This window comes from Paenibacillus sp. FSL L8-0638 (assembly GCF_038593075.1).
GTDB classification, from domain to species: domain Bacteria; phylum Bacillota; class Bacilli; order Paenibacillales; family Paenibacillaceae; genus Paenibacillus; species Paenibacillus polymyxa_D.
In genome coordinates this window covers 4,004,571-4,027,770 of sequence record NZ_CP151960.1, presented here as the reverse complement: position 1 = coordinate 4,027,770, position 23,200 = coordinate 4,004,571, and the positions used below count along the sequence as shown (strand labels likewise).

Below are 23,200 nucleotides of genomic sequence, written 5' to 3'. Positions count from 1 at the left end.
GATTGCTGGTATGGGAGATAAGATAGAATTATGGAGGGGAAAAGATGAACGTAATCAAGTGCAATATACGAGAACTCATGGCAGAACATCGAATAGATGATATAACAGAATTGATGGCGAAATCGGGCTTAAGTCGGAATTCAATCAACAAGTTGTATAGGGAAACGAATATAGAAACAACAAAGCTGGAAACTTTATTCAAGCTATGCGATACATTTAACTGCAAATTATCAGATTTAATTGAGTATGTACCCGAAGAAAACCAGTAGTGAAGAAGCGATTCCGTCATATAACATAATATTCAAGCAGCGGCTCCTTTGGAGCCTTGGTCTGCGAGAAGATTTCAGGGAAGCATTTCAGCAGACAACCCCTTCGGGGTTCATGAATACAGGAACGTTAACTGAAATTCCGACAAGTTCATGATTGAAGGAAATATCAAAGGAGGAATTAATTTGCCTTGGCCTATGGTACACTTTGCAATTTCAGAAAACCTTTCTATTAATGACCCCTCACCCAATTTTTTATTAGGCAGTATTGCTCCGGATGCGATTCATATGAGAGGGAAGGTATCCAGGGAAGAAAAAGGTGTGACTCATCTCGTACATAACGATAAATTACCAGCCAAGGAATTGATCATGGAGAAGTGCAAGGAATATTTACTGAAGCAAGCAGGGCCAGAATGGAAGGACTTTGTTATAGGTTACTTTTCACATATTTATACAGATTTAAGGTGGACAGATACCGTCTATTTCGATTTTGAGAAAACTACAGAGGCGAAAAGAATGATATTAGAAAGACATATAACCTTGAAGTTAGCCAAGTAGAATTTGATCTCTTAAGATCAATGGGAAGTACTGAAAAACTGTTTACAAAACTCTTAAAAGCTAAGGGATATACAATAAATCCTTACATTACGCAGCTTGAAGTCAATCAGTATAGGGATAATAAGGTGAGATGGCTGCAAGATCTAAAGAATGAACCTCATATAGCACCTATCTATTTTAAAGCAGAAATTATTAAGATCTTTGTTAGTGAAACATCAAGGGAATTGAAAGAACTATTTAAAGACCAGAGTATTGATTATTTCGAAGGAGGCCGGAACATTAGTTAACATCGTATATACGCTGCGTCCTGACGGCCTTGGTCTGCAAGAGGGATTTTGAGGAAGCCTATTCACCAGACAACCCTGCACCACCTAACCGCATCGCGGCCGGACCTACGGTCCTTAAGGTGGTGAGGGTTCGTAGATACACAAACGTTATCAGAAATTAATGCAAATCTGAAATGCTCAAATATAAATATCTACTAAGAGAAGGTGCCTTCATGGACAAGAATTCATTAAATAGAAGAAGCATTATTGTTGACGGGGAAAATGGTGTCGGCAGCTCGGAAGACTTAAAAAAGAATGTTGTTCATAAAACAAACAGCCTATATTGGGATACCAAAGGCAATGACTTCTTAAAAGCAATCGTGCTCCCTTATTATGGAGCATTTATCTCAGAAGAAAATTGCCAGCTCTTTGGTGATATCTCAGGAAAAAAACTGCTGGAGATCGGCTGCGGAAATGGTCAATCCTTGCAATATCAAGGGGAACGAAACGCATCTGAACTATGGGCTGTGGATATTTCAGAAAGACAAATTGAAAAGGCAGCGCAACATTTGAAGTCATGTGGAATAGCAGCAAAATTGATATGTTCTCCCATGGAAGAAGAATGCGGCATCCCGACGGATTATTTTGACTATGTTTATTCAATTTATGCCATAGGTTGGACCACCGATCTTGAGGGTACCTTTCGACGAATATCTTCTTACCTTAAAAAAGACGGGCTATTTATTTTCAGTTGGTCTCACCCTATACACAGATGGGTTACTACAGAAAATGATAGGTTTGTAATTAATAAGAGTTACTTTAATGAAGGTTGGTATCCGGTGGCAGTTGATGAAGGTGAGCTATTGTTAGCGGACCGTATGCTGTCAACTTATGTAAACGCACTTGCAAAAGCTGGGTTTGTAATTGAGCTAATGATTGAGGAATGTGATTATGAGTTTATGCAATTGCGGGATGATAACAGCGATATGGCAAAGAGAGCAAAAATGCTTCCAGTAACTTTTGTGATAAAGGCAAGAAAACTATAAGATATAAAAACAAAAGCGAAACTGACTCCAAGATTTTTAGAGGTTCGAGGAAGGTATTGACATCCGATAACAAAACATTCACGCTGCGGGTCGCTGTCGCGCCTCTTGGTCCGCCCGAGGATTTTCAGGGAAGATTAACAGGCGGACAACCCTGCACTGCCTAACCGCATCGCGGCCGCTCCCGTTGGTCGCTTAAGGCAGTGAGGGTTCGTGAATGCCTGAACGTTAAGTGAAATTATCAAAGAGAGGGTAAGAACTTGATTCTAGATTACTTAAAAAAACACGCTGAGAAGGCATACCGAGAAATCACTAAAATAATAACTTCGCCAGTTTTTTTATTTTCAAATGATCCTAAGCTAATTGGCATTGAAGAAAGTCATAATTTTATTTATATTCATGGATTTAATAGGCTTATAAAGAAGGATAGAGTACCATCAGATAAATTATTAGAAGCGTTTTCTTTTCTTGAGAAAGAAGTAGAGTTATATCTTAAAAAGCATTATACAGATAAGGAATTTGTATTTTACTTAAGTGCCGACGCTCTGGCGCCGACATTTATAATTACATTAGCTTCTTATTATGAAGATACGAGTGTGGTAGAACAAAGTATACCACTATTTGAATTAATTGAATGGTATAAAGAAAACGCATGTTTTAATGGGCTACAAATAATTGAAAATAAAACAAATGATAAAAATATTGAGGCTGAGTCTGATTCAGTAAGGACATATGTAAAGATAATAAGGACTTAGATAGAATTTCAAAGAGGTCGGTAACTTCAACTTAACATAATATTCACGCTGCGGGCATGCGCCCTCGGTCCGGCTGAGGGGTTTCTGGGAGGCAGGAACAGTCGGACACACCCAGCATTCGCTGGGTGTCGTGAATACAGAAACGTTAGCAGAAATCCACGAAACAATAAAACTATAAAACCAAAAGACGAAGGAGACGATTGTTGTGGAGCTTTTCAGACAAGTACCACTGTATAGATTTTTAGCTTTATGTAATGAAAGCGGTATGGAAAGAACGGTATTGGACTGCGGGGCGGGAGGTGATTCCCCTCCATTAAGTCTATTTGTCCATTATGGATACAAAACTATTGGAATAGAAATGAATGTTGAACAGTTTCAAAAAGCGAATCGATTTGCAGAAATGAGAGGACAGAATTTAAATATACAACATGGTGATATGAGATCTTTATCATTTAGTGACGAGTCGATTAGTTTTGTGTATTCATATAACTCGGTGTTTCATATGAGAAAAGAAGATGTGAAACAATCAATCAATGAAATGAAACGGGTATTGAAACCCAATGGAGTATTATTTGTGAATTTCCTAACCGTTAAGGATTTTCGGGTTGGAGAAGGTGTTGATTTAGGAGATAACCAATATGAACAGATTGAAGATAATGAGCCAGTTATCCATTCGTATTATGATTACAATGAAGCTGATGCGATGTTTAATGATATGAAATTAATCTATAAAGAAGATCGAGTTTTGGAAAGAATCTATGAGGGCAAAAAAATACGACAAGGATTTATTGATTACATATTAAAGAAATGAATATATAAAGATTTATCGTATGTAATTCGAAGAGGTCGTGGACATCTGTTAACATCGCATTCAACGCTGCGTGGCGGGTCAAGTCCGCCACTTGGTCCGGAAGAGGCATTTCGGGGGAGTGAATTCACCGGACACATCCCACCGCCTAACTGCCGCAAGCGGCAGCCGGCCCTATACGGGCCTTAAGGCGCTGAGACGTCGTGAATACAGGAACGTTATATGAAAGATCGGTAGACCTTTAAAAAGAGAAGAATTAGAAAAGGGGATAATAAAAATGGATGAAATTTACTTTTTAAGACATTACCTCTCGTCTCTCAGGTATCGATATTCAAAAGCAATTCTAAATGCTCCAAGTAATTACCCGAATTATGAGCTCGGTAACGGTGTAAGAACTCCAATTGAAATTTTGGCACACATGTCTGATGTCATAAGATATGCCCAATCCGTTTTTGATAACCAAGTACAACTTAAGAAAGAATCAGGAAACTGGAATGACGAAGTACAGACATTTTTTAATGAGCTGCATAACTTAGACAATTTAATGAAATCAAATGGAATACCAAACAAAGATAGAATTATCGAAAAACTGATTCAAGGACCATTATCAGATGCAATGACACATGTTGGTCAATTGTCAATGATAAGAAGAATGGCTGGAGATTCAATACCTGGAGAGAATTTCTTTATTGCTGAAGTAAAGGTTGAATAGTTATTGATAGTAGTTCAAGCAGACCGATCCTTCAGATAACAAAATATTCACGCTTCGGGCCCTTCGGCCCTCGGTTCGCCCGATGAGGCAAAGCTGAAAGTGGATTCAGGCGAACACACCCCCACCACCCAACCGCGTTACGGCCAGTCACCTCGTTCCTTTAAGGTGGTGGAGCGTCGTGAATACAACAACGTTATCTGAAACCAATGCTCAATGCAAATAAAAGACAAAATTAAGGAGCCAATAATGCAATTATCTCAGAATAGTATGAGTGGAATTAAAGGCTGGCTGCTTTTCTTTGTGATCTATTCTTTTTATCTACTTATAAGTAATTTAATAGGTCTTTATTTCGAATTTTATATTTATATGTTAGTTGGAACAATTGGTTGGAATCTTGCTAGAACTATTTCTGTCGGAATATATTTATTTTCTGAAGTCTTAATTATTGTTTCTCTAGTGCTTATATTGAAGAAGAAAAGGAAAGGACCAAATATAATAATTCAAATTGAAATAATCACTATAATATTTGGATTTTTAAACTTCATTCTCACAATTAACAAAATAGATGAACTCCCAAGTTTAATCTCTACAATTATTTTTGGATCAATATGGATTTTGTATTTTAAAAACTCAAAACGAGTCAAAGCAACATTTGAAAGTTAATCAAGAAGGCATTGGCATCAGATAACAAAATATTCACGCATCGGGCCATTCGGCCCTCGGTCCGGCAGAGACATTTTGGGGGAGTGGAAGCAGCCGGACAACCCTGCACTGGCTAAGTCCGTCGGACCCGGCACGTTCGCTCCTTAAACCAGTGAGGGTTCGAGAATACAAGAACGTTATCTGAAAGATCTGCCCCAGAGAGAGTGAAAGTATTATATTCGCAACGTCCTGTTGCTCGAAGAAATTATTCAGATTCATGGGTGGTGTTTTATGAATTCAGGATTTCATGGGAATACATTCGCAGTAATAATAGCAGTGGAAAATTATCAATTTAGAATCAAGACAGTTGATTATGCGAGGAATGATGCAATAGCATTTCAACAATGGCTTATAAATAATCTTAAAGTACCTCAAGAAAATATTAAGCTTTGGCTTGATGTTGATGCGACAAAATCCGCGCTTAATGAAGAACTTCAATATGAGATATCAAATCTTACTGAAAGTGATCGATTTATTTTCTATTATGCTGGTCATGGATTTTATGATGGAGGATATAACAAAATAACAACGTGGGACACTCACCCAAATAATATACAAGAAACTACTGTTTCACTAAACCGAATATTAATGGAGCCACTAAGAAACTCAAGATGTAATCAATGTTTGATATTTATAGATGCATGTGCGAGTTATATTGATGAGCAATTAGTTAGCAGAGATTTTATTGCTGATATGAATACCAAAGAGTTTAGCGATTTTGTGCGATCAAGCAACTATAGAGCTATGTTTCTGTCATGTTCACGTGGAGAGAAATCATACGGTAGTCCAGAACTAGAACATGGAATATGGACACATTTTCTGATAAAGGCATTAAATGGAGAAGCCCCCGAAGCAGTTGAACGTGAACGATTTATTACTAGTACATCATTGCAGAATTATTTAGGCAAAATAGTTCCGGATTATATTAAATCTAGTACAGACATAAGAGGAACTCAAAAACCATGGGCCGAAGTCTCTAGCTCAAATACATTTATTATTTATGAAGTTTCAGGAGCTAATTCTGAAGTAAGTAATAATTATATTGATTTTATATTTATTCCTGAAAGGCTTATTATTGATTTTGAAAATGACTTGATAATTGCTCATCTTAGAGGTCTCGAGAATGATGGAAGACATTTTCCAATGTATGATTATGAAGGATTGAAAGAAATAGATGTAGAGGCGTATTGTATAAGGATTAGTAAGGTTAAGAATGAAATAAGAAAGATATTAGAAGAAATTATGGATTTTCTAATGGAGTACGAGTGGGAGGAAGAAGTTATATTTGAGAGAAGTGATGATAAATTCAACATTAGTGCATTTCTTTACGAAGATGACAAAACGAGAGAAATAACTGTTTCTCTGGGGCTATCCTTAAAAATTTCAGGCCTACACCCAATGGGTGATACAATATTTAATTCTGAATTCGACGTTGCTAATGATGAACTTAAAATATATACAGATTCTAGTGATTACAATGTAGAGGAAGTAGAGATTCAAGAAATCTTTTCGGATTGCTGGGATGAAATTAGAAGATATTTTTTGCTTGAAAAGGAAATTGAAAAAGAATTATTAAATGAAATTGACGAGTAAATAGATATTCAGTTGAAATATATTATAACATTAGTAATTAAATGTGGGTCGACGTCCTGTCTTAATTCGGAGATGTGGGGCAGATACATCAGATAACAACATATTCACGCTGCGGCTCCTGGCGGAGCCTTGATCTGCCCGAGGCATTTCGAGGAAGTGAAGTCAGGCAGATAACCCTGCGAACCTAAGTCTGCAAGCGAACCCGGCCGGTCAAGCCGACCTTAAGGTTCTCGGGTTCGAGAATACAAGAACGTTAAGTGAAATCACCTAAATACTAAATTGGAGTTGATCTTATGGAATTTTCTGAGGTGATTGATTTTCTAAGTAATGATAATAGTTATTGGAGTTCTCGTGGACATGAAGAAATAGATATACCATTTGATGTTACGCCTTCAGAATACTTGTCCTTTGCTGAATTTGATTTAGAATCGGGAACTGAAAAACACAGTTTAATAAATGCTCTCTCAAATGCAAAGAGATCTCTTGACTGCCAAATTGATTGTTTGATGATTGCATTTGGTTTTTTTGGAAATTCAAAAAAATGGAATGTACCTAAGAAGATAGAGACTTTAAAAAACTTAGGAATTATTGCTCCTAGAATATTAAATAAAATAAATTCTGTAAGGAATTTAGTTGAACATGAATTTGTTGTTCCAAATAAAGAACAAGTGTCAGACTTTATAGATATTGTTGCACTATTCAATGCAAGTACAGAAAAACATATTTTTAATTTCCCGGGAGATAGTCAAATAGAACACGATTTAATAAAAGAAGTTTTTCTAGATATCAAGTTTAAACGTAACCAAAGAAACATAAAAATAGAAGTAAGAGAGAAAGGTGTAACAGATAGACAGATATTTAATATTGATTCAAGTCATGATAATTATATAATTTTTATGAAACATTATATTGAGAATTTTTCTAAATCGTGACGAATATAACTCGAAGATAAGTGACTTTACTTAAACAATATACTCACGCACCGGGCATGTACCCTCGGTCCGGCAGAGGCCAGACATCCCAGCATTCGCTAGGGTCGTGAATACAGGAACGTTAAGTGAAATTCTAATTAAATGATATAATGTAACCATAAAAGGACAGGAGGGATTAATGTGAAGTGGCAAGAAGTACAACAAATCTTCCCGAATCAATTTGTAAAGTTTGAAATTCTTCATTTCGAAGAGACAGAAAATAAAGAAATCATAGATGACGTCGCTGTGATTGGTCCTGTAAGTGACGAAGAAGCAACAAGAGAGTTGTTGAATAGCCGAGACAAAACCTTGGTTTATCATACTTCTAAGGACCAGGTCATTGTGAAGGTTCGGAAGAATGTTGGTTTAAGGAGAAATCTATAAATGAAAATTGAATATAGGGATGGGCTGTTGTTCACCGAAATAACAGTCCATTTTAATGGAGAAAAGAAAGTCATAAATAACATAGTTATTGACACAGGAGCAAGCCATACATTGATTTCACAGGATGAAGTAGATGATATTGGGATTCAGGTCGGGATGGATGACGAAATCATAACAAGTTACGGAATTGGAGGGAAAGAACACGCATTTTCCAAACGGATCAAGGGAATACAGGTAGGAGATTTTATTTTAAGAGATGTACTCATAGATTTTACTTCATTTAAATATCACAATATCAACGGATTATTGGGATTAGACATATTGGTAAAAGGCAAATTCAATGTAGATCTAGAGAACTTTAAACTCTCTCGTTCATAAAGCCATTAAATTTAAAAAGGTTATTCAAAAAAAAGTTGAACTTCACTTAACATAATATTCACACTATGTTTCCGATGGAACCTTGGTCTGCGGGATGAATTTCGGAGAGGAATTTCAGCAGACACCCCCTAACGGGTTCATAAATACAAGAACGTTATAGGAGATACTTGATAAAAGGAGAAAGCAAAATGTTTTAGAAATATCTGCGGACGAAAGGGTATTAAAGATAGATGTTTCACCGAATATGGCTTATGAATCCAAAGGAACATTTTATGAGTTTCCACATTCAGAATTTAATGAAGAGTACCCACAAATTTATCATACAAACCTCTGTTGTAGTTTCAATGGAACAAATGGATATGGAATGTACATTGACGCAAGAGGTAGAAATCAATGAAAAGAAAAATATTCTTTTGAAGAAAATGAAGATTAAATAGTTGTTGCTAGATTAGAAATAACGGAACTCCCAAATGAATGGAAAGAAAAAATGGGAGATTCTTGGTTTTATTGGCTTGATACATTAGACGATGATTATGCAGTAATTAGTAAAAGAGCTGATAGAATTGTAAATGAAGATATAGCGGTTTACATGTCGCATTAGTCCGACTGAAATGTCGCAAAAGTACATGGTAACGCAATGTGGAGATATATTATACTCGCCTTATATTTCGATAATGAAAATCATTATCATACATAAGGAGGATTCACCATGAATAAAGGAACAAAGAGGCAAGCTGCCGGAAGCATGGCACATGGTGACCATAAATCACGATTCTTAATGGGCTGGATGCTGGCCCTTGTTCTTGTACTGACGGCTTGCGGTGCCGGAGCAGGTACAAATGGCGGCAATGAGTCTGCTACAACTCCAACGGACACGCCTTCAAATGAAGCGTCTCAGACTGCCGGAGCTTTCCCGGTTACGATCTCGCATAAGAAGGGTCAGTATACGCTTAACGAGAAGCCAAAGAAAATTGCTGTGCTTGATGTCAAATTTCTGGATCAATTGCTAGCCGTTGGCGAGCAGCCGGCAGGCAGTGTTATCGCTGAGGGCAATACCACATTTCCAGAATATTTAGGCGATAAGCCGGGTGACGTACAGGTTTTAGGTACACGGGACAAGCCCAATCTGGAAGCGATTGTAGCATTGGACCCGGATCTTATTTTAATGACTGATTTTCAAGAGAAAGAGTATGAGAGTGTAAGCAAAATAGCACCCACAATCGTACTTGACTTCTACGAGGATTGGCGAGATACGTTAGCTACGGTGGCTGCGATCACAGGTAAGCAGGCAGAGGCAGAAACTGTGCGTAAGGCTTATGAGGACAAAATTGCAGGACTGAAGGAGAAGCTGTCGGAGAAGTTGGGAGAGGAAACGGTAGCACTTATTCGTCCGAGAAAAGAAGGCATTCGTGTTCATGGTCTTGAGCATCGAACAGCCGGCATTCTGTATGAGGATTTGGGCTTAAAAATGCCTGCATTAGTCCAGAAGATCAAAGATGATACCTCCGTTGAAATCTCGATGGAGAAAGTTCCTGAGATTGGTGCAGATCATTATTTTGTTCTGTCTGATGAGTTGTTTGCGGCAGAGGCAGAGGCTTTGGATAGCAGTTCAGTATGGAAATCCCTTGATGCAGTCAAGAATAACCGTGCATATGATGTTAATTCTACACTTTGGATCGCTTATTATGGCCCACTTGCAATTAATATTATTGTAGATCAGGCATCGGAAGCACTGTTGGGATCGAATTAAAATGGACCATTATCTATCGACTGACTTATGGCGGCAAACGGTGGATGAACACTCGATTCGGCTTGGTGAGCCGTCTGAAGATAATGTCCGTATTATTGCTTTGAGTCAACTACATGAAGAAGCTGCATGCCGAGAGTATTTAAGTTGGCTTCAAGAGTATATTGGTGCGCCTGACATGAGGGTAGCTGCTTCGATGTTAGCTAAGCGAATCGGCTACCTGTGGATTGCTCCGTTGCTGACCGCGATGACCGTTCATCATCAGCATGTTTCTTTTCGGCTAGACAACAGCTTTCTCTATCATCCGACGCTCACAGCTAATGAGGGGGGGACGCATTTTCCTTTTCTAGCTATGAACGGGCTTCGGGCAGAAGCACTAACTGGAGACAGGGAAGTGTGGCGGGAAAAGGTGGTAAAGGAGATATTTGCGTTACACCTTGCACCGCTGTTAAAGACGCTTGCTGCGATTGCTCCTCTTTCGATGAGTATCCTTTGGGAGAATATCATGATACGCATTGTGCCATTATATACTCCTGAAGTAGACAATGATGAGCAAGAAAGTCAGCACATCCAGGCAGATTTTTCATATCTGACGCAAGAAGCGCCCGGACATTTGTTCGGTGTAAAAAGAAATCCGTTCACCCGGTTCACAAAAAATAAGGACAGCATTCCAGCCGTGAAAAGCAAGCGTACCACCTGTTGTTTTTATTACCAGATGTCAGGGGAATATTGCAAAAAATGTCCGAAAATTGACAATGAGAATAAATCTCAATTAAAATGACAACAGCAACAATTTTACTTTGCTAACAGGCCTGGTTGTAGTTAATTGGTTAAGCCCAGTCATGAGAGTCACTCTAGCAAAGGATGCTATTGTCAGGAGATGAGAGAAATGCCGCTACAAGAACAGACAAGTCTATGGAGTGATACAACGATCAAGATGCTTGACGAGTATAGCGGTACTTTGCAGACAGGCAGTGTTCTTCGCGAAACGGAATTAACCTCGAATGTATTGTTGCTGGCATACGGAGGGGAAGGAGAGCTTGCAATGAATGGTGAGGTTTGCCACATTGGAGCTTTTTTTGCTGGTCATGTTGTTAAGGGGACATCCTTAACGCTGACGGCCAGATCAGACGACATTTATTATATCGTGATCATGTACAAGGCTTCTTCTATGGAGGGAGCCTCTCTTGTTTTGCCTTCATATCGAAAACATCCGTTGCGCACTTCATTTGTGCAAAATTCGGTAACCCAAGCAGAATGGATCGAGAATGCAGAAAAAATCGTTGCCAAATGGCGTCGTGGCGAAGGGATGGAACGTTTTCATGCCAATGCGTTGCTTCAGGACATGATCTACGAACTGATCATGGATTACGAACGTGATCAGGGAGGAGAAGCGTCTGACATGGTGGATGTTGTCGCTTCATATATAGCGTCGCATTATCGCCAGAATCTGGAGCTTAAAGAGCTGGCAGCCCTTGCTGGATGCAGCTTAAGACAGCTGCAGCGACGATTCAAACAAGAGAAGCAGCTCGGACTGACTGAGTATGTCATTCAGTTGCGCATGGAGAGTGCATCGCGGATGCTGCGTCACACGGATGCTCCCATCGGTGAAATTGCTGACAGAATGGGCTATCGCGACATGTATTATTTCAGTAGGGCGTTTAAGAAATATTATGGCGTCCCTCCGCTGCGTTATAGGCTTGATGCCGCTTCGAAAACAGATATAGACTATGCCCATTCCTTGCAGCGGAACCGCACAGCTTCTTCATATGAGTCGGCCCAAGGCTCGGTGATATGCCATATGCGAGGGGAATACTATGTTATCGGATCTCCGAAGCGTATCGCTGTACTCGATGTGCAATATGCCGATCATTTGCTTGCGCTGGGGCTCTCTCCAGCAGGTAGTGTAGGACTAGGCAATGCAGTGTTACATTTCCCTCAAACAATCAGGGCAGGACTTCAGAATACTGAATTACTCGGAACATATGAGTACCCCGACCTGCTTGCAGTGGAACGACTGTCTCCGGATCTAATTATTTGCACCGAGGTACATGAGCCGCACTATGAACAGTTAAGCCGGATCGCTCCAGTTCTCATGTTTAAGCGCAATGAAAACTGGCAGACTATTCTGACTCTGTTCGGTGAACTGACAGGCAAACGAGAAGAGGCAACGCGTATTATAGCAGATTATCACCGACGAACCACATTGCTGTCCGAAGAACTTGCTCCCGTTCTGGCAGGCAAGAGCGTGGCACTGATCCGTCCGCTGGATTCTCTGGTTCGCGTGCATTCTGCCTCTCATCGTACAGGGGCTGTGCTGTACCATGATCTAGGTCTGCCTGTTCCGTTATTTGTGGCAGATACCTCCGACACGGCCTATCACATCTCAGTTGACAGACTACCGGCTGTACATGCCAGCCATTACTTCTTGCTTAGCCATGAACTCATGCAGGAGGGAATATCCGCGACAGAGCAACGTGTCTGGGGAATGCTTGATACCGTTGAGCGCCAGCACATACACTCGGTCGATGCCGCGACATGGATCGGCTGTTATGGACCCACAGGCATCAATGGCATTGTGGATCAGATCGCTCAGGCTTTGTTGGCTTGATGAGAGAAGAAGTTGCTACTTGTGCGCATAGAGATTTTAACAGGAACTAAAGACAGTTCATCTTTGCCTTATGTCATAGAGGGAAAGTTGAACTGTTTTTTTATGGCCAATCCATCAGATGACATCATATCCACGCATCGGAGCCTGCCGGTTCCTTGGTCCGGCAAAAAGGAATGCCAGGGAGGGACAGGCGGACACATACGCACCGCGGCCGCTCATTTCGTTCGCATAAGTCAGAGGGACATCGTGAACACATAAGCGTTATATGCTAGAAATGATGGACAACAAATAGAATAAAAGAAAAAATGCAAGAAAATAAATGAGAACACTTGTTTGCAGGCGTAAACACAGGTAAAATATAGATACAATTGACTCTTGGGTGGGTATGGTTATCCTTCGAAAAGTGAGACCATGGAAGTAAAAGATGCGGTGACTCTAATGTTACTATTTTGGATATCTATTCTTGCATTTTTAACATGCATCAATAACAACAAGAGAAGGTAAAAAATCACCTAAAGGTTAAGAGCCGAAGGTGGGTTTTTATTACCTGAGACTTAGAAGGGAATAAACCCTCCAAGCCAATTGTACTGACTAGATGTTGACCGTACTTGGTCTTTCATTAAGGGTGTACTAACAGATGAAAAAAGATGAATCAAAGAAAAAATTAGATAAGTGAAGTGAAAAGCAAGTTAGTAAGCAAACTCATATGCGAAATACTATGCAACAAATTTAAAAATCTATTAAAACAAAGATAAGAAAATGATGGATATGCCCAATGACATTACAGGACCTATTTAATGAAAAACCAACTCAATTGTGGAACAAAAGAATGGTTGAATACGGAGATGACCTTTTTACGGAAGAGAGATTATTAATGTCTGATAAAGTCCTGAATAACTATCTAAACCAATTAATATTATTACAAGAAACTAAACATCCTGAAAGTATTATGAAGGCTGTAGAAGAAATTGTAATTACGTTTAATGAATTGAATGGAAAGAACGACTATTTTATTGAAACGATGGAACGTGAAGAACTGGCTGAATTTATAGATAAGGCAGCAAGACTAGCTGGATTATAAATTGAGGAGGATCAAGATATTACAGAAGAATGGAGAGAATGGTGATGGTGAATTATACAGGATTTTTAAGTAGATTCAATGAAGTAATGGTACTTTGCATAACATCACATTCAAGCATCGTCGCATTCGCTCCTCGGTTCGGCAGAAGTTGAGAAGCCATGAAGTAGAATCAGCCGAACATATCCGGCATACGCCGGACGTCTTGAATTCAGAAACGTTACGTGAAATCAGCTAGGTATAAAAGATTATATTTAGGAGCAAGTACTATGGAGCGAATTTACAAGCATATCAAGGAATACACAGATCAGGAAATAAAAGATATTTTAACTCGTCAAGAAGTAGAAGAACTTATATATTTACCACTTTCAGTTGGAATGTATCATCACAATTGGAAGTTTGCTCAAGATATATGTCTTAAATCAGCACAACATGATAATCCAAATGTAAGAGCGAATTCTGTATTGGGATTAGCACATATAGCAAGAACTAAAAAACAGTTAGATAAAAGACTAGTAAAACCAATCATTTTGAAAGAATTAAAAAATAATATAGAACATAAAGGAATAATATTAGATGCTATAAGTGATATAAATTTATTCATGAAGTGGGAACTAGCAAGGAAGCATAATTATTAGTTGGCTCGAAGAAGAACTGACCTCATATAACATCGCATCTACGCTGCGGCCGTTGCCCTTGATTCACTAGAAGTGGAAAGCAGAGAGAGAAGCGGGATCAGCTCACAACCCTGCGAGGCTAAGTCCGTTGGAACCGGCACTTTGCGCCTTAAGCCTCTCGGATTCGTAGATACAAGAACGTTATGTGAAAGGGAAGCAAAAATTAGTTTTTAAAACAGCTAAAAAAATCCAAAAGGGGGGAATAGCACAATGAAGTTTAGTCATAATAAATTATCCTGTGACACCGAGATTTATTACAAAGATAAGGACATAATAGTTAGATTTTTCGATAGTTCCAAAGAACAAGAAGAAGATGACATAATAAATTTAGTTATAGTTGACCCTGGGTATGGCTATCTTTGTTTGAAATATAAAGGAGATGCAGCACTCTTAAGTGGATTTCTAGATGAAGATGTTTTCTCATCAGATGACTATATAGATGCAGCAATTAGTTTTATTGAAGTCTTAAGTCCAAATTCAAAGTATGTTTATACCCCATATCATATTACACTCTTTAAACAAACCAGTTTTATGGAATACAATGGAGAATACTAAAATAGACTGTAGAAAATTCGAAGAAGACATCCCCATCATATAACATAATATTCAAGTTGCGTCTCCTTCGGAGCCTAGGTCTGCGAGTTGGGTTTCAAAGGGGGATTTCAGCAGAACGACCCCTTTGGGTTTCATGCATACAGGAATGTTATTAGAAAGACTATGAGGAGGGAAAAAATGAAGCTATTTCATGGAGAACAACTCTTAATTAAAGAAAACAATCTCTTACAGCCACAAATACATACTCCTCTTGGAATAATTGAATTTTCACTCACAGTCTCTGATCACTTCTATCATCCAGAACAAAGTTATAAACTCAAAAATGGTGGATCATTATATAAATATTATTATGATTCATTTGATTGTGAGCTAGTTGTCTGTAGACCCAAGCTCAATCTCGCTTTACATCTGACAGTAGAAGAATGTTGGGGAGCAGTTTTTAGAATAAAGCCTCATGCGAATACTCAAATAAGTACGTGCAGCTTTTCTGCTTCTTGGAAGGAGGGTTACAGTTGGACAGATTATGGATCTAATACTGGGGAAGATCTTGAAGCTGTCGAATACGAGAATCAGATATACCGTTTACACTTGGGGACACAAGACGGGGATATGTTAATGGCAAGAAGAAATCAAGGAGATATGATTCCTAAATCGCTATGTTTAAACTCTGACTTTGAAAAGCACGGTTTTATCCTAAGTTCTGATAAAGGCATTAAAATTCCTATGACACTAATTGATTCTAATGAGATATGCCAAGTACATTTTTTAGTTGCTTGGAATAAGAATATCAAAGAGGATGTTTCGACGTGGTTGGCTGTGGACCAGTTCTCAAATGAAATATTAAAGGGAAAAGAAATTTTGTAGATACCCTCAAAATTGTCATAGTCCATCTGATAACATAGTATCACGCATCGGGCATACGCCCTCGGCCCGGCAGAAGGATTTTGGAAAAGGAGATAGCTGCAGGACACCCGAGCATTCGCTGGGATCGTGAATACAGAATCGTTAGATGAAAGCCCCCGAATAAATAAAACCATCTATAAAGGATGAAAAGAAAAAGTGATAAAATCTATTAGTATTGATGAATGGATTGGGACCACATTCAATGAAGAAATAGTTATGAATCCTACATGGGCAGACACTTTAAGTTTTTTTAAAAAACTTGATGGAGATAAATTTACATTAGTTTTTTTTGAGGTATCAGATACAGATTCAGCATTGGTTGGAGGCGGACCGGAATATTTCATAGTGTCAATTACAATTGATGGTAATATATATACTCTTATGAGCGATAAACAGGGAAACAGTGAAATTCTTCTGGTTGCTGGTGGTCAGTTAGGCAATTATTGCATAATATTTGTATAGAATTAATTCCTATGCTTGAAGTAATAAAGTATTATTATGAAACTGGAAAACTACTCGAAACACATAAATGGAAACGAGAATAATAATTACTTAACTCGAAAAAAGTCAACGTTATTTAACATAGCATTCAACTCATCTGGCCGGGACAATCCCGACCCTTAGCCCGGAAGATGCATTTCGGAAGGGCGGATTCACCGGAAACATTCAACCGGTTAAGTGGCAGAGCCACCCGGACTACGTGCCTTATCCATTGACGAAAGTAGATTTTAGAAGTGAATCCGTCATATAACGTTAAATTCAAGCAGTGGCTCCTTCGGAGCCTTGGTCTGCGAGATGGATTTCAGAGCGCAATTTTTATTAATACTACAGAAATTAAAAAGATGGTAAAATGTAGAGTTTATATGGTGATGAAGAAAATTTATAAACTCTGACATAAGGAGAGAAAATACATATGGGCAAGAAGAAAAAAAACCTACCGAAAAATTTTGATGAACTAATTAATGTAGGTGACATATCAGCACTAAAAGAGGTATTTACCCGATGCGAATTGGATGCCCGTGGCGGTTATAGTAAATCAACAGCCTTGTGCTTTTACCAAGTACCGAATGAATTGGTTCGCTGGCTCGTGGAACAGGGTGCTGATATAAATGCTAGAGACAATTACGGAAAAACACCTTTGCACAAACATGCAATGAGTTGGTGTGGTAATACTGAGTTGCTGCTTGATTTGGGTGCAGATGTAGAAGCCGTTGATTATCAAAACGAGACTCCTTTATTTGCCGCCGCAGGTTCATTTAAACCAAAGGCGGTTTACACGTTGGTTACTAAAGGCGCAAATATCAGCGCAAAAAATAAGATGAGACAGACTCCATTAGAGAAAGCTTTGGCATTGTGCAAAAACGCGGATATTGTCAATACGGCGGAAGTTGCCGATATTTTGCTTAACGCTGGAACAACTGTAACGCCGGAAATGAAAGATTCTATTAAGCGAATCGGAAATGACTTTGAATTTCACAGAGAAGGCTTTAATAAAGAATATTTGAATCAAACCGATGAGGCACTTTTACGTCTATATGAGCTATTTGATGTTCCCCCAGTAGAGAAGCGAAAGACGCACGACGGCGTCTCTTCAATAATAGTATCAACAAAAGAATGGCAGGCACAATATAATGAACTCTGGAATTTACTAATTCCTTCAAAGGGACATGCGCAAACCGTACAGGGTGAGGTTATCCGTATTACTGGTAAAGTGTCATACGAAATTTTAGATAATGGTGGTATTAACTGGGATAACCAATATCGTAAAATGCTCAATAGTTCGATACATTACTTTAGCTTGGGTACACCATTAAATCCCGCTTCACTTAAGGAGGCAGTAACATTAGTGAAAGAACTTCATAACGGAAATGGTAGTGACGAACCTGCGAGACTGTGTGAACTGGCAGTGCATTGGGTACTCAGCAATCCGAATCCTATTACTTTGGAAGAGCCTGAATATAAGCGATAATATAGTTCGACTTATCACCGTATATAATAAGCTTTTTACGCAAATACATTCCCTTTTTCTAAGCACTTTCTAACTAAGAAAGAGGGATATTATTTTAATTCAATACAATAAGAAATGTAAAGAACCAAGTAAATAAAGTAATTAATGAAATGCGTTGTAGAGTAACTCGAAGAAGGCAATCATTATCTGATAACAATATGTTCACGCTTCGAGGCTTATGCCCCTTGGTCTGCTGGAGGCATTTCGAAGAAATCGTATCAGGCTGACAACCCTGCACCACTTAGCTGCATTGCAGCCAGTCGCTCTTCTCCTTTAAGGTGGTGAGGATTCGTGAATACAAGATCGTTAGACGAAACCCGTGCAAGAAAAAAATAATGGAGGTATGTTTGGTGCTGACATTAGAAAAAACTAGAAAAAATGATGCACAAAAACTTGCTGAAATACAAAAGGCCAGTTTTGAGGATGAATCAAAGCATTTTAATAATAACGAAACCGTTAGGCCAATAGAATATGACTTAAGTTGGCAAGAAGACATGATGCATAATTGCGAATATTTCAAGGTACTCTTTAATGGAGAAATAATAGGGGGGGGCTATGATATTTGTAGAATGTAATCAAGTGCATAATCTAGGAAGGATCTTTATTGATCCCAATTTTAAAAATCAAGGAATCGGAACGAAGGTGATGGAGAAAATTGAAAGTAAATTTCCAGACAGCACTGAATGGTGGCTGGATACTCCTAGCTGGAGTGTGAAAAATCATCACTTCTATTCAAAGTGTGGGTTTACTAAGGTTAGAGAAGAAGGTGACTTATACATTTTTAAAAAGACTCTATAAACTTATTTTTGTGGCTTAATCAGAGATGGCACAATTATCGTATAACATAATGTTCAAGCAGCAGGCTCCTAACGGAGCCTGGGTCTGTTGGAGGATCTCGAAGGGGCGTGAAGATATTGAATTACATAAGAGAATTAAGAGAGTTAGTAGGTACCCGACCTATAATTATGGCAGGAGCATGTGTGATTCTCATAGATGATGAGGGACGATTATTATTGCAACAAAGAACTGACAATGGTCTATGGGGATTACCTGGAGGTTCAATGGAGCCTGGTGAGAATATGAAGGAGGTTGCAAGCCGGGAACTTTTTGAAGAGGTAGGCTTAGAAGCCGAAGAGTTAGAATTACTTGATATATTTTCAGGCCCGGAACTTTATTATCGATATCCTCATGGAGATGAAGTATATAACGTAGTTGCAGCTTATATATGTAAAGAATACAGTGGAATAATCAGAGGCGATGGAAATGAAGTACAAGATGTACAATTTTTTGATTTAAACAAGATACCCAATCAAATATGTCCTCCTGACCTACCGATAATAACAAGATTTTTAAATGAAGTAAGATCATGAAAATATTTTTTTAGTAAATCGAGGATGTCCCCGACATCACCTAACAAAGGGCTGCTTGAACTTCGGGAATACCTACGTTATGTGAAATCAACGAAATTATTTAAGAGGCAAACATTGGCATGACTGCTTGGCGCTTTTTCTTACTCCGCGAGTAAGTTGCAATAGAATGAACATGAAGTAGACGAAGCTGAGTGCCTACTTCATGTTCGCCTAAATTTTTGCAAATTAAATTACAGATGGATCAATGGATCTTTGGAGGTTCAGAATTCATCGTATCGTTAAGCTGGGTCACAAAAACATTTTCGTTCGGGCCAGGGTTATTTCGAAACATTTTCGCTTCTTCCACCAAAACTTCGTCTGTATCCGTGCCAAGTATCTTTATTGTTGCATCAATGAATGAAGTAAGTGGCATCGCCCGTGGTTCATCGTTGTTGCTTTGAACCCATGGGGGCACAATTTCTATTACTTTTACCGATGTGTCTTTAAGCAAGTACCTTTGGGACAGCGTATAGGTATGAAGTGCTGCTTTCGTCGCGGAGTATACAGCAGTTGTTGCTAATGGTACAAATCCGAGTATTGAAGTCGTGTTGATGACAACCGCTTCTTCTTTGGACTTCAAATGCTCAATAAATGCAGAAGTCAACCGAATGGGACCTAGCAAGTTTGTAGTGACAGTCGAAACCAAAACATCCTCATCGATCACGCCCGCCGCGTCATCGGACTGTATGATGCCGGCGTTGTTAATCAAGACATTAACATCCGGGTATTCTTTGATTAACTGCTTGGCGGCCGCCTTTATGCTGGCAGGGTCTTGTACATTCAATTCCACTGCGGACATGCCGGGATTCGCTTTGATCGTCTCCTCCAGACGCTCTTTACGTCGACCGGCGATAATAACTTTGTTTCCAAGATTGTGGAGAGCTTCTGCTAACGCACGTCCAATTCCCGAACCGCCGCCTGTAATAAAAATCGTGTTTCCTGTAAGTTTCAATTTTTAAACCCTCCTAGTTCAATGTGATTTAAATCATTCCAAAGATTGTAAAACAATAGATTTCATGATTACAGCTCCTCTAAAATTGAACATATGTTGAATCATCAACATAAATTTTATAAAGTGAATGTATCAGAGCGGTATGTGGGGTTCAATGGTTAAAACAAGCGTGGTTGTTGATTTTTCAACAGAAGACTTCGAAATGTTCATTTTTTCGGATGGTACAAAGGGGAGAAGGATATGGACAGGCGTATTCAAAAATCGAGGCAAGCCATTATTGATGCTTTTATGAGGCTGATGTCAGAAAAGGAATTCGAGAGAATTACGATCAATCAAATTGCGGAGGAAGCGAATGTCAATCGCGGAACGGTTTATTTGCATTTCGCTGATAAGTACGATCTGCGCGATCAATGCATGGAAGCTCAAATTAAAGAGTTACTACGCAATTGTATGTCTGAAGATAACTTCTTTCATCTCCCTTCCAAAACCGCACTACTGCGTACGTTTGAATATTTGGAGCAGCATGCTTCATTCTACTCAATAATGCTGACGAACAAGGGAAGTACGGTTTTTCGAAACCAAATAGAGACAATGTTCCGGCAAAGTCTGTGCGAGCATCTGGATTCGATCAACCTCGATCAGGATATGAACAGGGACATTACGGTGCAATTTTTAATTTCAGCGGCAGTGGGGGTATTGGAATGGTGGATTACCCGTTCGATGCCGTATCCGGCATCGGTCATGGTTGAACAATTTTGGAAATTGCTGAATTGTGGTGTCGAGGGAGACGAACCAACATCGTCCATTTGAGTCTCTAAATTTGGGCTTTTTTGAGGCTGGCACCCATAATGTGGATATACTCTTTGCCAATTACGGGATTAATATAATTCGAAGAGATGGGGGAATATTCATTAGTTTTGATGCTGGTGGAATAGTGGTTCAAATGATAGAAATAGAAATAACAGAAGAAGAGTCGCTAAAAGCTCAGAGAAGCGAAAGAGATGCATATGAACTAATAATCAAGCTACAAAATGAAAAAAGACCATATAAGAAAATTCACTGATAAAAAATTTACAGATTGATTTTGAATGCATAGTGAAGAAGTTCGGTAACTTCTGATAACATAATATTCAAGCATAAGAATCCTCACGGAACCTTGACCTGCTGGGATGGAGTTCGAGGAGGCATTTCAGCAGACAACCCTGGAAAAAATAAAAAGACAATGGAGGTATGTTTGGTGCTGACATTAGAAAAAGCTGGAAAAAATGATGCGCAAAGACTTGCTGAAATACAAAAGGCCAGTTTTGAGGATGAATCAAAGCATTTTAATAATAACGAAACCGTTGGGCCCATAGGATATGACTCCATAAGTTGGCAAGAAGAGATGATGCAAAATTGCGAATATTTCAAGGTGCTCTTTAATGGAGAAATATCGGGGGAGCTATGATATTTGTAGAATGTAATCAAGTGCATAATCTAGGAAGGATCTTTATTGATCCGAATTTTAAAAATCAAGGAATCGGAACGAAGATGATGGAGAAAATTGAAAGTGAATTTCCAGACAGCACAGAATGGTGGCTGGATACTCCTAGCTGGAGTGTGAAGAATCATCACTTCTATTCAAAGTGTGGGTTTACTAAAGTTAGAGAAGAAGGTGACTTATACATTTTTAAAAAGACTTTATAAACTTATGTAATGTACAAACGTTATGAGACATCAGTGCTGAGTGTTACCAAAAAGATATTCGAAGAAAAGAGTGAAAGGGAGGATTTACAATGAAGATTGATTTTGCGATTGAATCAGATTATGAGTACATCTTGTTAAGAGACAAGCACATACATAAGACACTGATAAGACCAAAAATAAAAGAAAATGAAATTCTAATAATCAGAGAATCCAATCAAGAAATAGGTTGGATGAGATACGGATTTTTTTGGGACAACACACCATTTATGAATATGATATGGATAGATGAGGAGTATAGAGGAACAGGTATTGGTAAAAAAGTTGTCCACTATTGGGAGGAATTAATGAAACAAAAAGGATTTGAAATGGTTATGACCTCAACACTTTCAAATGAAGAAGCTCAACATTTTTATAGAAAGCTTGGATATAGAGATGCTGGATGTTTAATGCTTGAGAACGAACCTCTGGAAATAATACTGACAAAGGATTTAAACAAAAATTGACGTTGAGTAAATCAATGTAAAAAGCATTTTAAGAAGAGAGTGCTAATAATATGTGGTGTATTTCTTCCAATATAGAACTAAAAAAGGAATTGACTTTAGACTACAGAGATTTTTTTAATAGAGTAATCTAGAATAGACGAGACCAAATAATATTAAACAAGGATTGAAGAATATATTAAATAAGAACTAGAGGTATCACATAACATCGTTTTCCTGAAGGTGAAAGTCAGGTAGACAATCCTGCGAGGCTAAGAACCGAAGCTAGCCAGTCGCTACGCTTCTTTAAGCTTCTCGGGTTCAGGAACACAAGAACGCTATTAGACATAATTGCTGATAAAGTAATGTTGAGGTGAATGATGAAAGTATTTCAAAAAAAAGCAATCCCAATCATTGTTAGACATTATCAATTTATTTGCATTGTTGACGAGAAACCTTATGAGGTATTGTTTAGAGCTTATTCAAGGAAGTATAAAACTTCTTTTATTGAAATTTCGTTCGACTGGAAAGAATGTTATTACATTAACTTATATAGACCTTTAATAAAATCCATATTAATTGAATATTGTATAAAGCTTGGTTGGATATATGATAAACCGAAGCAAATTCTAAGAATAAAGGACAGTAGAAAAATTGTT

The 23,200-nt window shown here is 38.5% G+C and carries 25 protein-coding genes and 2 pseudogenes; 26 read left to right on the top strand and 1 reads right to left on the bottom strand.

Annotated elements, in window-relative coordinates; translation table 11 throughout:
* Window positions 1-44: 44 nt before the first annotated feature.
* The 22 genes and pseudogenes from MKY35_RS17955 (at window position 45) to MKY35_RS17850 (ending at window position 19,385) form a co-directional block, all read left to right on the top strand.
* Window positions 45-269, top strand: coding sequence for a helix-turn-helix transcriptional regulator (locus MKY35_RS17955; protein WP_010345209.1), 225 nt, complete (start codon window positions 45-47; stop codon window positions 267-269).
* 150 nt (window positions 270-419) lie between these two features.
* On the top strand, window positions 420-824 hold the full coding sequence (locus MKY35_RS17950; RefSeq protein ID WP_342444407.1) for a hypothetical protein: 405 nt from the start codon (window positions 420-422) through the stop codon (window positions 822-824).
* Between the two features lie 499 nt (window positions 825-1,323).
* Window positions 1,324-2,136 carry a class I SAM-dependent methyltransferase gene (locus tag MKY35_RS17945; RefSeq protein ID WP_013372320.1) on the top strand — a complete coding sequence of 271 codons (813 nt, stop codon included), beginning with the start codon at window positions 1,324-1,326 and terminating at the stop codon, window positions 2,134-2,136.
* Between the two features lie 257 nt (window positions 2,137-2,393).
* Window positions 2,394-2,888, top strand: coding sequence for a hypothetical protein (locus MKY35_RS17940; protein ID WP_058711397.1), 495 nt, complete (start codon window positions 2,394-2,396; stop codon window positions 2,886-2,888).
* A 205-nt stretch (window positions 2,889-3,093) separates the two neighbouring features.
* Window positions 3,094-3,699, top strand: a complete 606-nt coding sequence (locus MKY35_RS17935; RefSeq protein WP_342444406.1) for a class I SAM-dependent methyltransferase — start codon at window positions 3,094-3,096, stop codon at window positions 3,697-3,699.
* A gap of 274 nt (window positions 3,700-3,973) precedes the next feature.
* A complete protein-coding gene (locus MKY35_RS17930) occupies window positions 3,974-4,408 on the top strand; it encodes a hypothetical protein (RefSeq protein ID WP_342444405.1) in 435 nt (144 codons plus the stop codon).
* Between the two features lie 267 nt (window positions 4,409-4,675).
* A complete protein-coding gene (locus tag MKY35_RS17925) occupies window positions 4,676-5,071 on the top strand; it encodes a DUF2569 family protein (protein ID WP_174822156.1) in 396 nt (131 codons plus the stop codon).
* A gap of 270 nt (window positions 5,072-5,341) precedes the next feature.
* Entirely contained in the window at window positions 5,342-6,703 is a 1,362-nt protein-coding gene (locus MKY35_RS17920; RefSeq protein WP_209950159.1) for a caspase family protein, read from the top strand.
* A 293-nt stretch (window positions 6,704-6,996) separates the two neighbouring features.
* Window positions 6,997-7,635 (top strand): hypothetical protein, encoded by a 639-nt coding sequence (locus tag MKY35_RS17915; RefSeq protein WP_013372315.1) that lies wholly within the window; start codon window positions 6,997-6,999, stop codon window positions 7,633-7,635.
* 180 nt (window positions 7,636-7,815) lie between these two features.
* Complete coding sequence (locus MKY35_RS17910) at window positions 7,816-8,058, top strand: hypothetical protein (RefSeq protein ID WP_013372314.1); 243 nt, start codon at window positions 7,816-7,818, stop codon at window positions 8,056-8,058.
* On the top strand, window positions 8,059-8,436 hold the full coding sequence (locus tag MKY35_RS17905; RefSeq protein WP_013372313.1) for a retropepsin-like aspartic protease: 378 nt from the start codon (window positions 8,059-8,061) through the stop codon (window positions 8,434-8,436).
* 709 nt (window positions 8,437-9,145) lie between these two features.
* A complete protein-coding gene (locus MKY35_RS17900) occupies window positions 9,146-10,186 on the top strand; it encodes an iron-siderophore ABC transporter substrate-binding protein (protein WP_342444404.1) in 1,041 nt (346 codons plus the stop codon).
* A gap of 1 nt (window position 10,187) precedes the next feature.
* Window positions 10,188-10,964, top strand: coding sequence for a (2Fe-2S)-binding protein (locus MKY35_RS17895; RefSeq protein ID WP_342444403.1), 777 nt, complete (start codon window positions 10,188-10,190; stop codon window positions 10,962-10,964).
* Window positions 10,965-11,072: 108 nt separating this feature from the next.
* Window positions 11,073-12,794, top strand: a complete 1,722-nt coding sequence (locus MKY35_RS17890) for a helix-turn-helix domain-containing protein (RefSeq protein WP_342444402.1) — start codon at window positions 11,073-11,075, stop codon at window positions 12,792-12,794.
* A gap of 775 nt (window positions 12,795-13,569) precedes the next feature.
* The gene (locus tag MKY35_RS17885) at window positions 13,570-13,875 is read left to right on the top strand and encodes a hypothetical protein (protein WP_342444401.1); all 306 of its coding nucleotides are present in this window, start codon (window positions 13,570-13,572) and stop codon (window positions 13,873-13,875) included.
* Window positions 13,876-14,141: 266 nt separating this feature from the next.
* Window positions 14,142-14,510, top strand: a complete 369-nt coding sequence (locus MKY35_RS17880; protein WP_322252230.1) for a hypothetical protein — start codon at window positions 14,142-14,144, stop codon at window positions 14,508-14,510.
* Between the two features lie 249 nt (window positions 14,511-14,759).
* Complete coding sequence (locus tag MKY35_RS17875) at window positions 14,760-15,104, top strand: hypothetical protein (RefSeq protein ID WP_342444400.1); 345 nt, start codon at window positions 14,760-14,762, stop codon at window positions 15,102-15,104.
* 177 nt (window positions 15,105-15,281) lie between these two features.
* Window positions 15,282-15,968 carry a hypothetical protein gene (locus tag MKY35_RS17870; protein WP_342444399.1) on the top strand — a complete coding sequence of 229 codons (687 nt, stop codon included), beginning with the start codon at window positions 15,282-15,284 and terminating at the stop codon, window positions 15,966-15,968.
* 195 nt (window positions 15,969-16,163) lie between these two features.
* Entirely contained in the window at window positions 16,164-16,469 is a 306-nt protein-coding gene (locus MKY35_RS17865) for a hypothetical protein (protein WP_342444398.1), read from the top strand.
* A gap of 451 nt (window positions 16,470-16,920) precedes the next feature.
* Entirely contained in the window at window positions 16,921-17,976 is a 1,056-nt protein-coding gene (locus MKY35_RS17860; protein WP_342444397.1) for an ankyrin repeat domain-containing protein, read from the top strand.
* Window positions 17,977-18,365: 389 nt separating this feature from the next.
* Window positions 18,366-18,813, top strand: a pseudogene (locus tag MKY35_RS17855) (GNAT family N-acetyltransferase).
* A 116-nt stretch (window positions 18,814-18,929) separates the two neighbouring features.
* Window positions 18,930-19,385, top strand: coding sequence for an NUDIX domain-containing protein (locus MKY35_RS17850; RefSeq protein WP_342446666.1), 456 nt, complete (start codon window positions 18,930-18,932; stop codon window positions 19,383-19,385).
* Between the two features lie 241 nt (window positions 19,386-19,626).
* Here MKY35_RS17850 and MKY35_RS17845 read toward each other — a convergent pair whose 3' ends face one another.
* Window positions 19,627-20,376 (bottom strand): SDR family NAD(P)-dependent oxidoreductase, encoded by a 750-nt coding sequence (locus MKY35_RS17845; RefSeq protein ID WP_342444396.1) that lies wholly within the window; start codon window positions 20,374-20,376, stop codon window positions 19,627-19,629.
* 240 nt (window positions 20,377-20,616) lie between these two features.
* On the opposite strand from MKY35_RS17845, the gene MKY35_RS17840 reads away from it, so the two are divergent.
* The 4 genes and pseudogenes from MKY35_RS17840 to MKY35_RS17825 all read left to right on the top strand — a co-directional run bounded on the left by MKY35_RS17840 (window position 20,617) and on the right by MKY35_RS17825 (window position 22,565).
* Complete coding sequence (locus MKY35_RS17840; protein WP_342444395.1) at window positions 20,617-21,186, top strand: TetR/AcrR family transcriptional regulator; 570 nt, start codon at window positions 20,617-20,619, stop codon at window positions 21,184-21,186.
* Between the two features lie 10 nt (window positions 21,187-21,196).
* Window positions 21,197-21,439 (top strand): hypothetical protein, encoded by a 243-nt coding sequence (locus tag MKY35_RS17835; protein ID WP_342444394.1) that lies wholly within the window; start codon window positions 21,197-21,199, stop codon window positions 21,437-21,439.
* Window positions 21,440-21,613: 174 nt separating this feature from the next.
* Window positions 21,614-22,062, top strand: a pseudogene (locus tag MKY35_RS17830) (GNAT family N-acetyltransferase).
* A gap of 89 nt (window positions 22,063-22,151) precedes the next feature.
* On the top strand, window positions 22,152-22,565 hold the full coding sequence (locus tag MKY35_RS17825) for a GNAT family N-acetyltransferase (protein WP_342444393.1): 414 nt from the start codon (window positions 22,152-22,154) through the stop codon (window positions 22,563-22,565).
* Window positions 22,566-23,200 lie beyond the last annotated feature (635 nt).